A 13,540-nucleotide genomic window follows, 5' to 3' on the forward strand; every position below is an offset into this window, starting at 1 on the left:
GTCAACCGCGCTCTATCAGAAGGGCGATACCTTGCCCACCCCCGATACAGAGTGTGATCAATCCGTAGCGGCCATTAATACGTTCCAACTCGTATAGGGCTTTAAGTATCAAAATAGCGCCCGTGGCCCCTACCGGATGGCCCAGGGCAACCGCCCCACCGTTAGGGTTTAATTTCTTGAGCGGGAAGCCGAGCGTTTCTGCCACTGCCATGGCTTGGGCAGCAAAGGCTTCATTGGATTCAATCACATCAATATCGTTGATACTAAGCCCCGCCTGCTGCAGGCAGCGTTTAACCGCAGGTATCGGCCCCAGCCCCATCAGCGTTGGCTCAACGCCTGCCGTCGTGGCAACGCGCAGGTGTGCCCTGGGCATTAAGTCGCGCTGTTTAGCCTCATCGCCATGGGCTAATACTAACGTCGCCGCACCGTCGTTAATGCCCGATGCATTGCCTGCAGTGACCACGCCCTCTTTTTGAAAGGCGGGTTTTAGCCGCGCTAAATCGCTAAGCTGAACGTCTTCACGTACATGCTCATCGCGTGTAAACAGTTTCGTTTGCTTACCTCGGCTGACCTCCACCGGTACAATTTGTGACTCAAAACGACCTTCAGCAATCGCCCGTGCCGCCTTTTGATGGCTCTCAAAGGCAAACTGGTCCAGCTGTTCACGGGTTAAACCGTACTGGTTAGCAATATTCTCTGCCGTGCAGCCCATGTGGCCGCTTCCAAAAGGGTCACTCAGCACACCCAAGGTTAAATCCTGAACGTTCACATCACCCATGCGCACGCCATTTCTTGCTTGAGGAGGCAGCATATAAGCTCCTCGTGACATTGATTCAGCGCCCCCCGCTAGCGCTAAACGACTGTCACCTAACGCAATCTGCTGGGCAGCAGAAATCACTGCCTGCACCCCTGAACCACACAGTCGATTGACGTTGAAAGCACCTGCTTCCTTCGGCACGCCGGCTTCTAGCGCAATATGCCGCGCCAGATAGGCATCTTGGGCCCCGGTGGTAATAATGTGGCCATATACCGAGTGATCGATATCACCGCCCTCTACGCCTGATCGATGCAACGCTTCTTTCGCGGTTATCGCACCCAGCTCAAACGGCGCCATCGTTGAGAGCGCCCCGCCAAAACTACCGATAGCGGTTCTTACCCCGCCTAGAATCACCACATCATCCAACCGCATGGTTCTCTCCTGTCATCTAAACGTCTTATTAGGCCACTTTACCCAGCAGCGAGCGTGCTACCACTTCCTTCATAATCTCAGAGCTACCGGCATAAATAGTTTGTACACGGGCATCCAGATAAAAACGTGAAATGGGGTATTCGTGGGTATAGCCGTAACCACCAAACAGCTGGAGGCAGCGATCGACCGCGCGACACTGCAGCTCGCTTAGCTGCAGTTTTAAAATCGCCGCATCCGTACTGTTCATGGTGCCCTGCCGATATTTCTCGACGCAATGCTCAAAATAGGCGCGAGCCACGTCCAGCTGGGCTTTAATCTCGGCCAGAGTAAAACGGGTATTTTGAAAGTCCGCTACCCGCTGACCAAATGCTTGGCGTTGCTGAACATACGCCAAGGTAAGCGCCATCGCGCCTTCTACAGCTCCTAGGGCTTGCGCCCCTACGCCTAAACGCTCACGGGGCAGTTCCTGCATTAAATAGCGAAAACCGGCCCCCTCCTCGCCCAACAGAGCCTCGTTAGGCAACTGCATTTGATCAAAGCTAAGCTCGGCGGTATCACTGGCATGCTGACCGATCTTTTGGATTGGTTTCCCCCGGGAGAAGCCAGCCAAATGAGTATCAACCAAAAACAGCGAAACGCCTTTGGCGCCGGCGGAAGGGTCTGTTTTGGCGCACACAATGACCAGGTCGGCAAACTGACCATTGGTGATAAACGTCTTGCTGCCGCTGAGTTCCCAGCCATCGGTGGTCCGCTTCGCTCGCGTTCTCATGGACGCCAGATCGCTACCGGCATGTGGCTCAGTCATCGCGATAGCCGCTAGAGCCTCGCCACGCGCCATAGCCGGCAGCCACTGCGCTTGTTGGGCAGGCGAGCCCAAATTTTGTATGTAGGGCATAACGATGTTGGCGTGGATATTATAGGCGCTAGCTAAACCGCCAAAGCCTTGTCGAGACATCTCTTCCAGTGCTAACTGAGTAATGGCAATGTCGGCCCCTGCGCCACCATGCTTTTCGTCTAAGTCGATGCCCAGTAGGCCAGCATCGCCTAATGCATGCCATAGTGAGCGTGGTATTTCGCCTGCAGCCTCCCAATTATCATAGTAAGGCGCGACTTCCTGGCTTAGGCAACGTTTGATCATGACGTGAAACAGTTCGGTCGTTTCCTCGTCCATACTCACTCCTTGAGATCTTGACGTAAGTGGCGCTTAAGGATTTTGCCTGCAGTGCTCTTGGGTAAGGCATCGGTAAAAATAATGTGCTTAGGTACCTTATAAGGGGCCATTAACGTTTTGGCGTGCTGGATCAGTTCTTCCTCACTAACCGACTGTCCTTCTTTCACTACCACGACGGCAGTGATAGCTTCGATCCACTTCTCATCCGGCCGACCGATCACCGCTACTTCAGAAACCGCCTGGTGTTTAAACAGCCCCTCTTCTACTTCACGGCTGGCCACTAGCACGCCACCGGTATTGATCACATCCTTAATGCGATCGACCACATAGAGATAGCCCGCTTCGTCGAAATAGCCCACATCGCCAGAGTGAAACCAACCACCCTGGAAGGCCTCTTCGGTCATGCGCGCCTTATCCCAGTAACCCTTCATAAGCTGTGGTGAGCGATGGACAATCTCACCGTGTTCACCGTGAGGTACGTCATTCATATCGAGATCGACGATGCGGGTCTCCACCGTCAGAATGGGGCGCCCGGCGGAAGCTGGGCGTTCGGCATGTTCCTCAGGACGCAGTACGGTCGCCAAGGGGGCAATTTCGCTCTGTCCATAGCAGTTGTATAACCCTACCCCTGGGATACGTTGCTGAAGTTCCTCCAGCACCGGTACCGGCATAATTGAAGCACCGTAATAGGCTTTATTGAGGGCGCTCAGGTTAAAGCGCTCAAATTCAGCGTAGCGCAGCAGGCTGATCCAGACCGTGGGTGGGGCAAAAAATGACGCGATATGATGATTAGCTATCGCGCTTAAACACAGCTCGGGCAGCGGCGCTTCTAGCAAATAGACGGGCGCACCTAGCAACAGTGCTGGCATTAAAAAGACGTGCATTTGCGCTGAATGGTAGAGCGGCAGCGCGGCGAGCATGGCATCGTTGCCTTTGATATCCAGCTCGACCATGCAGGCCATATACTCAGCCATTAAAGCCTGATGAGTCATCATGGCGGCTTTTGGCGCAGCGGTAGTACCCGAGGTATAGAGCAGTTGAGCGAGGCTTGTGCCATCGACTGACACGTTGGGCTCTTGATCGTTTTGCGCTGTCGTTGCATGAGCGAGCACATCAAAACCTTGCATATCCAGTGCCTGATCGGCATGCAGGGTTCCCATCAGGGCGATGTCTAGGCCTTCGGTGGCCGCACTCACTTTGTCGGCGAGACTAATATCGCTGAGCAAACCTGTAGCGCCTGACTGTTCAAGGATGTAGCGCAGTTCGTCACTGCTTAACGCAAAATTGATCGGCACATGCACTAACCCCGCTTTGGTAGCGGCTAACCAGGCGATGACATAGGCATCGGAGTTTTTACCATATACCGCCAGCCGATCACCCGGCGCTAACCCTGCTGCCAGCAAGCCATTGGCAACGCGGCGGGCTGCTTGGTTGAGTGCTTGATAGCGCCACTGGCGCTCGCCAAACACCAGCGCCAACTGATGGGAGTATTTTCGTGCACTGCGGTTTAAAGCAGCCCCGATACTGTTTTGCTGGATAACAGACGGATCAAACATGCCAACTCCTTTAGCTTGTTGTAGTGAATTGACAAAGACTTAACTGGAGACAAGTGGGCAAACACTTTCTGAAAGCGGGCGGAAGGCTTCTTCCGCAGGAATGGTGCGGACAACGTGGAAGAGGTCATCTTCATCTTGCGACTCTTCAGGCGTTTTAACTTCCACGAGATACATATCGTGGACCATGCGCCCATCTTCACGAATGTGGCCGCCAGTCGCGAAAATATCGTTAACGGGGGTATCGCCCATTTGCTGACGAACGGTTTGAGTATCATCCGTGCCAGTGGCTTTAATAGCTTCAAGATAATGGCGTGTACTGGAGTAAAGCCCTGCATGCACCATGGTGGGCATACTGCCGGTACGCTCTCGGAAGCGCTCCGCCCAGGCGCGGGTTTCATCGTTTAAATCGTAGTACCACGCTTTGGTGAACTGCAGCCCTTGAGCGTTTTCTAAACCAATACTGCGTATATCGGTACTGAACAGCACCATGCCGGCCAAAATCTGACCGGCTTGGGTAATACCGAACTCGCCGGCTGTCTGCACCGCGTTAATCGTATCGCCGCCTGCGTTATTCAGCGCAATGACATCAGCACCCGAGGCTTGCGCCTGGAGCATAAAGGATGAGAAGTCACTGCTGGGAAAAGGATGGCGAGCACTACCCACGATGGTGCCACCATTTTCAGTGACCACCCGTGTGACATCAGCTTCAAGCGCATGGCCGAAGGAATAGTCGGCGCTCAGTAAATACCAGTTTTTATGCCCCTCATCGGTAATCGCCTTGGCCGTTCCATTGGACATCGCCCAGGTGTCATACACCCAATGGATATGGTTAGGAGAGCAGTGCTCATTGGTAATGGCTGACGACACGGCACCGTTCACTAGACCCAATTTATCGGCTTCTTCCAACAAGCCCACCGCTGCCAGGGTGACAGAAGATGCCACCAGCCCAGTGACCATATCGACGTTACGCTCGTCAATCCACTCGCGTACTACGCTAGAGCCAACATCGGGGCTGTTACGGTCATCTGCGCTAAACACCACGATATTGGCACCGTTAACGCTCCCGCCTATATCCTCAATAGCCATGTTAATAGCATCTTCGCCCAGCGGGCCGATGGGGTCTCGGTATACGCCCGACATATCCGCTAGATAGCCGATGCGTATCTCATTGTCAGAAATGCCTTCAAAAGCCACAACATTGGGGGCATAGCTAGTCATGAGGATAGCAGCGGCAAGGGTTGAAGTAGCAAAGCGTTGAGATGAACGATGAAATAGCTGCATTGTTATTGAACTCTCTTTTGTTGTTATTGAATCAATCTTCATTGTTGTTATTGCACCAAACTTGATGATTAAGCGCGCATAGCCAAAGGTCATCTTAGGCGTAAATACGTCTTCGCTGTTTACCTATCAAGCCAGTTTTTTTGCAATTCGTGCCATTCGATTGAGCTCCCCAGGCTTAATACACCATTAGTCGATGCCTGCGCATAACGTTACAATGGTGCTTTTATACATAAATGGGGAGTACCGTTTGGCTACTGTTTATGCCGATGGATTTTTACCCGAAGCGCTTCAGTTTCGCCCTAGCGTCCCGTTGGTGGATATCGGCGCTAACCTGACCCACGAAAGCTTTGGTCGCGATCTTGAGGCGGTTATTCAGCGCGCCCAGGCCGCAAACGTGACCACCATGATCGTCACCGGGACCGATCTTGCCCACGCCGAGCAAGCTGTTGCGCTTGCTAAACAGCATCAGGGCCTATACGCCACAGCGGGTGTTCACCCTCACGATGCTAGCCACTGGGACACGAACCTTGAGCGTGCCATGGCGGCCCTGCATGCCATGCCCGAAGTAGTCGCCGTAGGTGAGTGTGGCTTGGACTTTAATCGCAACTTCTCGACACCCCGTGAACAGGAGCTTGCGTTTGAGGCGCAACTGGCTCTGGCAGTGGAAAGTGGTTTACCGCTGTTTCTACATGAACGGGATGCGGGCCAGCGGATGAAAGAAATACTGCATGCATGGAGAGACGATATCAGCCATGCAGTGGTGCACTGTTTTACCGCTGACCGCGATACGCTGTTTGGTTATCTCGACCTAGATTTGCATATAGGCTTAACGGGTTGGATTTGCGATGAGCGACGGGGACATCATCTACGCCCACTGGTAAGTGATATCCCCCTTGAGCGTATGATGGTAGAAACCGACTGCCCTTATCTATTGCCACGCAACCTGCCTGCAAAAATAAAAGGGCGGCGCCATGAACCCGCTCTTCTTCCGTGGATAGTGCGCGAGATTGCCCAGTGGCGCGGCATCAGCGAAACCGAGCTAGGCAACGCTACTACACGAACTGCCCAACGTTTTTTCCGTCTTCCCACTGAATCTTAAAAAAGGAGTACTAGCGTGGCCGATTATCCAGGGTTTATCGCCATCGAAACGGGTGAAGATGATGGCCTCCCCCTCGCCATTGCCTGGTCGTTACCCGATGGCCGAGTTAAACAAACATTGATTCAGCCGGACGACAGCTGGATCAAAGAAGATACCAACGCCATGGGCGCGTATAGCATCGAAGAGCTGGAGAGCCTGGGGGTTAGCCCCCTTGAAGTGATCCGTGAGCTTGAGAACGACCATTTCTCCGCTACGCTTTACACTAGTGACAATGGCGATGATGAAGCGGCTTTGGCGCGCCTTTTTGACACCTATGGGCTAGATCCTTTCGTGGAGCTAGCCCCGGCGTCTGTGCTCTACCCTGCTATCACCCCAGGCGAATGGCATCGCCAGCGGCGCGAGACCTTTAGCGAGTTAGGGTTAGAGCCGATGCGCCCAGAGCACGAACTGGAGGTCATGCTGTCGATGCATCAACGGCTGACAGAGGAGGATTAAGCTTTATCAAACGTTTGTTTTACTGCCAAAACACTGCGATGCGTTTGCACCAAAGAAAAACCTCTGCTAACCAACAAGGTGGACACTGCTTTTCACATAGCAGTGGTAATTGATCAGCCATGTTAGTTCAGGAGGCGACAGATGACGGATTATGTTGAGAAGGGAGATATCTATTTCTTCTACCGGCCTAAGGTCAATGCGCAAAAGGTGCAGAACCTTGACGACGTTCAGCGTCTTCACCTCGTGCTGGTCCCGGACGACGATGATACTGCCCGCCTGTTTCTGGTAGGCAAAAAGCGTATGCCCGAGATTATGAAAGGCAAGCCAACCTCCACCGCCCGCGAGTGGATGATGAACGATATGACCGGTAAGTCCAAGGCGATTGGTGAAGCGCTATTTCCACTTGAATATGAGACCAAAACCAAAGGTGAGCAGGAGCAAGGTGAAGCCATTCCCGTCGGTGAGGGCCGCTATGCGATCTTTATGCGCAACAACAGCTCTCGCTTAGCCTACCGGCTTTCTACACCTCAGCCCCCTGGCAAAGCACAGTCACAGTTGGGAATCCTTGCCGAGGCGAGCTACATCATCTCGGTGCGCAATCCTTCTCTCGATGTGCCTGGCTTTCCAGATGCCAAGCCTAACTATCCCAAGCGCCTGGAGGAGAAGTTCGCCGATAAACGCTGGCTAGATGTCGATGATGGCAAACTTCTCGACTATGAGAACGCCCAGCTTCTGCTGATTGGCGCACATGACGACCTCAGTGAAGAATCCATCTCGATCACCGGCAAAGCTGCCCTGTTCAAGACGTTAGGATTAAAGAAGCGCGAATGGCCCACTGAAGCACTAGAAGGCGGCACGCTCACAGAGCCCGAGATGCAGCCAGAAGCGAAGAAACCCGAAGGTGATCGCAGCAAAGGGGGCGAACGTGGGGGTAAAGCAGCCACTGATTCGGCATCGGCGGCTGGGATTGCCAAGGCATTAAAGGGAGTTGATTTCCCTTGCGGCAAGGCAGATTTACTCAAACAGGCCAAAACCAACCATGCTGCGGATGACATCATTGACGTATTAAACGACTTTCCCAAGAGAGAGTACGAGACAATGGCGGATATCCAAAAAGCGCTTGGAGAGGTACGCTGATGGCACAGTTTACTTGCGAGATATGCGGAGCTGGGTTTGAGCAGAAATCTCGCTACGAGCGACACATGCTCACCTCCCATCCCCAACAGGCGATCTCTGCCGCAGATATTGAAAAAGCACTGAAGGGTGTTGAGTTTCCGAAAACTCACAGTGAATTGGTCAATACGTTAAGCGACGACGACCGTGAAGTAAGAGCTATCATCCAGCAGCTTCCTGCCAAAGAGTACCGCGATGCCGCCGAATTAGCGCGTGCGTTCGGCGAGTTGCGCACTCATGAGAAGGCTCCTGACAACCAGCCGAGCAAGACCGGCGGTGAACGTGCCATGGAGGCACCTTCTGCAGCGCGATTCGCCAGTTTGTTTGCTGGCATAACGTTTCCCGCTAATCGCGAACAGTTGATAAACCATGCCGGTTCGAAAGCTAGCGAAAACGAAATGCAGATCCTGAAGCAGTTCGGTAATCACCACTATCAGAGCATGGCTGACATCACGCAGGAGCTGAAGAAGGTAGACTGAGGCGCCACTAGGTGGCGCGCTCCAGCCTGCTCGTTTACAAGCATACCAAGTAGTTGCGTTGAGGCAAGACTGCTTTTATCAGACGCTTTTAATTCGTCTGTCGGCCATTGAGCTTATCTCGAAGCCTGTCGACCATGCCTACGCCTGCCCCGACACTCTTGTGAAAGAGCTCTGAGTGCGGCGCGCTGGGGTGCGGACGAGTCGGTGCCATTTTTTTGGCCTCCTCCACCTTTTTACCCAACTCAGTTAGCTGTTCACCTGAGATATGCTTCCGCATCTTGGGAAACTGTTCAGACTCCTCGTCATCTGCATGGTGGCTCAACAGCCCTTCCAATTTTTCGACCCTTTCCATGAATAGCGGATCGGCAGCGTTACAATCTTCCAACTGTTTCATTACTTGCACGATTTCATCGTGCTCCTGCTTGTCGTGCTCGACCTCTTCGGTCCCATTGGGTATGGACTTCTCGATTACCGGGTAAACATACATTTCCTCGGCAACGGCATGGCGCATCACCTCAGCAATTAACGTTTCGGTTGTGTCTCTACGCTCTTCTATATTGCTTGAGCGCTTGATTTGGCCCGCCAGTTCCATCATTTCCTTGTGGTCAGTGGTCAGAATATCAACGACATCTGCAGCTGATCCGCTAGCGTTGTGCTGGGTCATAAGATTCCCTCCTTTGACTCGTAACGACTATTTAAGTGACACCTTCAACATAGTCGTACACGCAGCAACCTATCAAGTCCTTGAGCAATTGCAGCTTCACATCCCAACTCATGTTGATAGTAAGCAGTCAAGACGTGGCGAAAGGCATCAGCACGAGTGGGCAAGCCTTGTTCTTCGTAACGCTCTGCCTGAGCCATGACTTTCTTCTCAAAAGTCTCACGATCTACTTCTGTCGCACCTCCCAAATTGTCGACGCTGACATGAAAAGTGCGGCCACACGCTAGGGTAAATAGATACTCCAATGCTTGTGGCGCAATCTCGGCATTCTCAAAAGCAGCTTGTTGTTCAGCATTACGCCCGTCAGGCGAGTACCAATACCCGTAATCTTCTAACTGGCGACGCTTTTCACCCGCAATGCACCAATGGCTAATTTCGTGTAACGCACTGGCATAATAGCCCCGCGCAAAAATAACTTGGTGATAAGGTGTTTGGTTATTGGCGGGCAAATAGAGCGGTTCCTCGCCACCCCGAATGAGGCGTGTTTGATAGTGTTTAGCAAAAAGGCCATCAAAGAGCGCGATAATATCGGCAAGCGTCCATCGGTCTTGCGGGTGATTCACTTTTGACCTCGTTTATCATTGACGTTTGACAAAGTATAACGGCCTTACAGAGATAACCTAAATCCAGGGCAGCAAGGTATAGGCATCCCTGCTAACCTATCGCTTTTTTTTATAGTTTAATTCGTCGATCAGGAGCCTACCCATTGGGCGATTTCACTCAACAGGTTAAATCGGTGTATTGGCCAGAGAGCCGTGCCCTCATCTACTTGGCATTACCTATTTGCGGTGCCCAATTGGCCCAAGCAGGGATGAGTGTTGTTGATGTCATGATGACAGGCCGACATGATGCAACGTCGCTCGCGGCTGTATCGGTAGGCTCAAGCCTCTGGATGCCGTTGATGCTGTTCATGACAGGCACCCTGATGGGGCTCACGCCGATTACTGCCCATTTGCTTGGTGGAAAGCGCCACACGGCTATTCGTCCTGCCGTCCACCAAGCGCTCTGGATTGCCCTACTACTAGGGATCGTCGCGGCCTTACTACTCTGGTCAGCGGTTATGCCCATTTTCGACTTAATGAACGTTCCCCCTGCGGTTGCACGCCAGTCTTCTGCCTACCTTTCTGCGGTTGCCTTCGGTATGCCTGGCATTGCGTTGTTTCAGGCACTAAGGGCATTTTCTGATGGCATGAACCATACGCGTCCAGCATTGTGGATCAGCCTTGTTGGTTTAGGTGTGAATATTCCTGCCAACTATCTTCTGATCTATGGCGGCGATGGTTTAATTGGACTATTCGGCAACTGGGTTCCTGGCAGCCTGCAACGATTACCCGCGCTGGGAGCCTTTGGCTGTGGTATCGCTACCGCACTCTCGATGTGGACGATGGCGTTGGCTATGGCTTACTACACGCGCATTGGAAGTACTTATAAAAGCGTTGCGATTTGGCAAACACTGACGCCCCCCCAATGGCCGGGTATACGTGAATTAGTAGTAGTGGGTGTTCCTATCGGTGTGGCAATTTTTGTTGAAGTCACCTTATTCACGCTCATTGCGCTCTTTATTGCCAGCTTTGGGGAAGTCACCGTAGGAGCTCACCAAATAGCGCTAAGTTTCACCTCAATACTGTTTATGTTGCCACTATCACTCAGTATGGCGCTTACCGTAAGGGTAGGTAATACCCTAGGCCAACAGCGTTTAACGCTAGCGCGCCAGGTCGCCTGGAATGGCATTGTTATTAGCGTCATCGTAGCCGTCATTAACAGCATTTTCTTATGGTTTAGTGCCGTTCCCGTCATTGCACTTTATACCTCAAACAGCGAAATACAGGCGTTAGCGCTATCGATCATTGCCTTGGCCGTGATTTTCCAGCTTTCTGACTCGCTACAGGTTAATTTAGCAGGTGCTTTGCGCGGCTATAAAGATACCCGCATTGTGATGGTGATTACAGTGCTCTCCTACTGGGTAGTGGGTTTAGGGGGCGGGCACTGGCTGGGCTCGCGAGGGGTAGGTGGCATGGTCGCCCCTCTCGGGGTTCACGGTTATTGGATAGGTTTGATTGCGGGCTTAAGCACGGCTGCACTGCTACTAGCCTGGCGCTTACAGCGCATCAGTATTCGGGGGTAAGTATGGCTCGATGGGGAAACCTTGCTCTCACGCTCATTATGAGCTCCCTACTGTTTGGCTGTGACGGCAATCCCGCCGAGCAACAATGGCAGATGTATCATCAGCAAATCGCCACTGACCTTGAACAGGCAGACGTTGAGCGTGCTGACCCCATTAATATCGGTGATTTCCCTGAGCGCTCAGACCGGCTTATTGATATTCCTGAAACAAGGGATAGCATGTTGAATATTTACGCCTTGCGCGAATGCCAAATCACCTCGCTGATAGCGGCACGTAACAACCAACTCGGGCGCGTAGCACCGCCTAGCCAGCAATGGTTATATGAGCGTGCACTATGGCAACGATTAAGTGACTGCTGGAATAGTGATGTTCCAGAACAATTAAGCGATGAAAATCGTACCCGCCTGCAACAACTGACGGCGACTAAAACAGCACAGCTACCAGCGGTCAGTTGGAACGCTATTTTCGATTCCAGCGAGTGGGTTAAAAGCTTTTCGCGTGCAAGCAAGCCATTAACCAGTACCGATGAAACGGCTATTACGAGCCAACTTGAAGCCATCGATTACTTGCAACAAATGACTGACCATCAGTTTGACTCCGAATGGCAGCAAGACTCTTCTACGCTCGAAAACCATTTAAAAACGCTGCAAGGACGACCCCTGACGGCCGAAATTTTGCGTGCGCTGTTACTCGCTAGTCAACGTTTAACGGAAGCTAATGCATTGTTGGCTCGACACTTGGCGCAACGAGGCGACGATGCCACCCCTTGTTTGAGTGACTGGGAGAAACAGCCCCTTGAGCATTTATCAAACACGGCTAAGCAGTGGCTAACCGCCATTAATCGCTTAATTGACGCACAACAGGTAAAAAAACCTGATGCCATCCAGCGCTATCAAGCACGCTGGCTGTCACTAAACAATAGCCATGCGCCCTGGGGGCAATTTCAGCAGGCACGCCTTGAGCATCAAGCGCTCCGAGCCCGCTTCCCTCCTTGCTCCGAGAATTAAAAACGGCAGAACCCTTAACCTTATGAGCAACTTGTGCTATTGGTGAAAGAGAGAGGTGAGTAACGAGGCAGGCCATAAATCTGCTTTGCCAATGTGATGACCACGCAGCACAAGGAGGGACACAATGGGCGCATCCCTGTCACCCCGCTCTGCCCAGGTTATCGACCTGGATACCGTGCGTCAGCGTCAGCAGGCGCAAAAGTGCCTAGTCCGTTTAGCACCTGAGCTAGATGGCTTAGAAATGGTGTATCAACTCGCTGCGAGCCCAGGTGCCTATTACGGCATGCCTATTTTGGCCTGGGGGTTAAGAGAGGATGGTAGCGTCTTTGGTTTAGTACCATGGATGGAAACATTGGCAGCTTGTCACGACCTGGATAACCAGGAGAACGGCTACTTTGTGGGATATCGCGATCCTGAAACTGAAGAAATTTTTGATGCACCACCGGATCACAAATTTCATGAGCTCGTCGCGGCGGCTGAATACTTTGATTATGAGGCCTCTGGCGAGGTTACCCTCATTCAACAAATTCCCGACACCCTAGGTACTCATGCGTTGTGCATGAACCATCCTAATTCACCCTGGCATATGAAACCCGTTTATGGCTGGCGTCTCTATAGTGACGGTAGTCTAGATGCCCTGCTTGCCGACGAGCAAAAAGCTACAATGACGCCAATTTTGCTAGGCGACAAATGTCTTTACAGCGCCCACACCCGCCATCAAACCGTTTACTTTTTCCAACGTCATATCGCTAATCGTATATTGGAAGAAGACCCCGTGACGTTGGATGCGTTAGCCATGATGGTAGTGGCGACTGATTAAGGACTCTTAACCGCTCTATTACGACAGACGAGGCCAATTCAGAACCAAATGATTTGGTCCTCGATAGGGTTTCATTGCTTTACATTACTGGGCATTTTATTTGAAGGCTCTTGTGCCGAGAGTCATAGAGCCTTGGTTCAAAAAACCTTGGTTCAAAACATTAGGCTAAACGGATAAAGTAGAGGTAGTTACCCGACGAGGCGATGTCCTGCTCAAGCAATTCATGCCCTAAAAACTGACAAAACTTCGGCACATCACGCGTGGTGGCTGGGTCGGTAGCAATCACCTTAAGTACTTGACCCGACGCCATGTCGCGAACTTTGTTATGCATCAGCATAATCGGCTCAGGACAGTACAGCCCCGTGGTATCTAATACCGCATCGTAGCAGGGTAATGTACCCGTATTATCAGCCATTAATATCCT

General features: G+C 52.1%; 14 protein-coding genes. 7 read left to right on the forward strand and 7 right to left on the reverse strand.

Annotation, left to right across the window (positions count from 1 at the left end; genetic code table 11):
• Position 1: 1 nt before the first annotated feature.
• From bktB to ACW44H_RS12005, 4 genes are read right to left on the reverse strand one after another with little or no spacing between them, the layout of a single operon-like run.
• Entirely contained in the window at positions 2-1,189 is a 1,188-nt protein-coding gene (gene bktB / locus ACW44H_RS11990) for a beta-ketothiolase BktB (RefSeq protein WP_457504689.1), read from the reverse strand.
• 28 nt (positions 1,190-1,217) lie between these two features.
• Positions 1,218-2,360 carry an acyl-CoA dehydrogenase family protein gene (locus tag ACW44H_RS11995; RefSeq protein ID WP_457504690.1) on the reverse strand — a complete coding sequence of 381 codons (1,143 nt, stop codon included), beginning with the start codon at positions 2,358-2,360 and terminating at the stop codon, positions 1,218-1,220.
• A gap of 2 nt (positions 2,361-2,362) precedes the next feature.
• Positions 2,363-3,916, reverse strand: a complete 1,554-nt coding sequence (locus ACW44H_RS12000; protein WP_457504691.1) for a fatty acyl-CoA synthetase — start codon at positions 3,914-3,916, stop codon at positions 2,363-2,365.
• A 39-nt stretch (positions 3,917-3,955) separates the two neighbouring features.
• Positions 3,956-5,197: an ABC transporter substrate-binding protein gene (locus ACW44H_RS12005; protein ID WP_457504692.1), complete on the reverse strand. Its 1,242-nt coding sequence runs from the start codon at positions 5,195-5,197 to the stop codon at positions 3,956-3,958.
• Positions 5,198-5,444: 247 nt separating this feature from the next.
• On the opposite strand from ACW44H_RS12005, the gene ACW44H_RS12010 reads away from it, so the two are divergent.
• The 4 genes from ACW44H_RS12010 to ACW44H_RS12025 all read left to right on the forward strand — a co-directional run bounded on the left by ACW44H_RS12010 (position 5,445) and on the right by ACW44H_RS12025 (position 8,443).
• Entirely contained in the window at positions 5,445-6,296 is an 852-nt protein-coding gene (locus ACW44H_RS12010) for a TatD family hydrolase (protein ID WP_457504694.1), read from the forward strand.
• 15 nt (positions 6,297-6,311) lie between these two features.
• Positions 6,312-6,791, forward strand: a complete 480-nt coding sequence (locus tag ACW44H_RS12015) for a hypothetical protein (protein ID WP_457504696.1) — start codon at positions 6,312-6,314, stop codon at positions 6,789-6,791.
• Positions 6,792-6,932: 141 nt separating this feature from the next.
• Positions 6,933-7,928 carry a DUF2795 domain-containing protein gene (locus tag ACW44H_RS12020; protein WP_457504698.1) on the forward strand — a complete coding sequence of 332 codons (996 nt, stop codon included), beginning with the start codon at positions 6,933-6,935 and terminating at the stop codon, positions 7,926-7,928.
• A 65-nt stretch (positions 7,929-7,993) separates the two neighbouring features.
• On the forward strand, positions 7,994-8,443 hold the full coding sequence (locus tag ACW44H_RS12025) for a DUF2795 domain-containing protein (protein WP_167408834.1): 450 nt from the start codon (positions 7,994-7,996) through the stop codon (positions 8,441-8,443).
• 88 nt (positions 8,444-8,531) lie between these two features.
• Here the strand turns inward: ACW44H_RS12025 and ACW44H_RS12030 are convergent, their stop codons facing one another.
• Together ACW44H_RS12030 and ACW44H_RS12035 are read right to left on the reverse strand one after the other, a co-directional pair.
• Positions 8,532-9,107, reverse strand: coding sequence for a hemerythrin domain-containing protein (locus ACW44H_RS12030; RefSeq protein ID WP_457504700.1), 576 nt, complete (start codon positions 9,105-9,107; stop codon positions 8,532-8,534).
• Positions 9,108-9,151: 44 nt separating this feature from the next.
• Positions 9,152-9,727, reverse strand: a complete 576-nt coding sequence (locus ACW44H_RS12035) for an elongation factor P hydroxylase (protein ID WP_457504701.1) — start codon at positions 9,725-9,727, stop codon at positions 9,152-9,154.
• 143 nt (positions 9,728-9,870) lie between these two features.
• Here ACW44H_RS12035 and ACW44H_RS12040 point away from each other — a divergent pair, with 143 nt between their 5' ends.
• The 3 genes from ACW44H_RS12040 to ACW44H_RS12050 all read left to right on the forward strand — a co-directional run bounded on the left by ACW44H_RS12040 (position 9,871) and on the right by ACW44H_RS12050 (position 13,116).
• A complete protein-coding gene (locus tag ACW44H_RS12040) occupies positions 9,871-11,289 on the forward strand; it encodes an MATE family efflux transporter (RefSeq protein ID WP_457504703.1) in 1,419 nt (472 codons plus the stop codon).
• 2 nt (positions 11,290-11,291) lie between these two features.
• Positions 11,292-12,296, forward strand: a complete 1,005-nt coding sequence (locus ACW44H_RS12045; protein WP_457504704.1) for a DUF3080 family protein — start codon at positions 11,292-11,294, stop codon at positions 12,294-12,296.
• A 124-nt stretch (positions 12,297-12,420) separates the two neighbouring features.
• A complete protein-coding gene (locus ACW44H_RS12050; protein ID WP_457504705.1) occupies positions 12,421-13,116 on the forward strand; it encodes a hypothetical protein in 696 nt (231 codons plus the stop codon).
• A gap of 160 nt (positions 13,117-13,276) precedes the next feature.
• On the opposite strand, the gene tusA is transcribed toward ACW44H_RS12050, so the two are convergent.
• Complete coding sequence (tusA, locus tag ACW44H_RS12055; RefSeq protein WP_457504706.1) at positions 13,277-13,531, reverse strand: sulfurtransferase TusA; 255 nt, start codon at positions 13,529-13,531, stop codon at positions 13,277-13,279.
• Positions 13,532-13,540: the final 9 nt, after the last annotated feature.

The sequence above is a fragment of the Vreelandella sulfidaeris Esulfide1 genome (genome assembly GCF_054072535.1).

Coding starts and splice junctions, on each gene's coding strand:
- bktB (WP_457504689.1), bottom strand. CDS start 1,189: ATGCGGTTGGATGATGTGGTGATTCTAGGCGGGGTAAGAACCGCTATC.
- ACW44H_RS11995 (WP_457504690.1), bottom strand. CDS start 2,360: ATGGACGAGGAAACGACCGAACTGTTTCACGTCATGATCAAACGTTGC.
- ACW44H_RS12000 (WP_457504691.1), bottom strand. CDS start 3,916: ATGTTTGATCCGTCTGTTATCCAGCAAAACAGTATCGGGGCTGCTTTA.
- ACW44H_RS12005 (WP_457504692.1), bottom strand. CDS start 5,197: ATGCAGCTATTTCATCGTTCATCTCAACGCTTTGCTACTTCAACCCTT.
- ACW44H_RS12020 (WP_457504698.1), top strand. CDS start 6,933: ATGACGGATTATGTTGAGAAGGGAGATATCTATTTCTTCTACCGGCCT.
- ACW44H_RS12025 (WP_167408834.1), top strand. CDS start 7,994: ATGCTCACCTCCCATCCCCAACAGGCGATCTCTGCCGCAGATATTGAA.
- ACW44H_RS12030 (WP_457504700.1), bottom strand. CDS start 9,107: ATGACCCAGCACAACGCTAGCGGATCAGCTGCAGATGTCGTTGATATT.
- ACW44H_RS12045 (WP_457504704.1), top strand. CDS start 11,292: ATGGCTCGATGGGGAAACCTTGCTCTCACGCTCATTATGAGCTCCCTA.
- ACW44H_RS12050 (WP_457504705.1), top strand. CDS start 12,421: ATGGGCGCATCCCTGTCACCCCGCTCTGCCCAGGTTATCGACCTGGAT.
- tusA (WP_457504706.1), bottom strand. CDS start 13,531: ATGGCTGATAATACGGGTACATTACCCTGCTACGATGCGGTATTAGAT.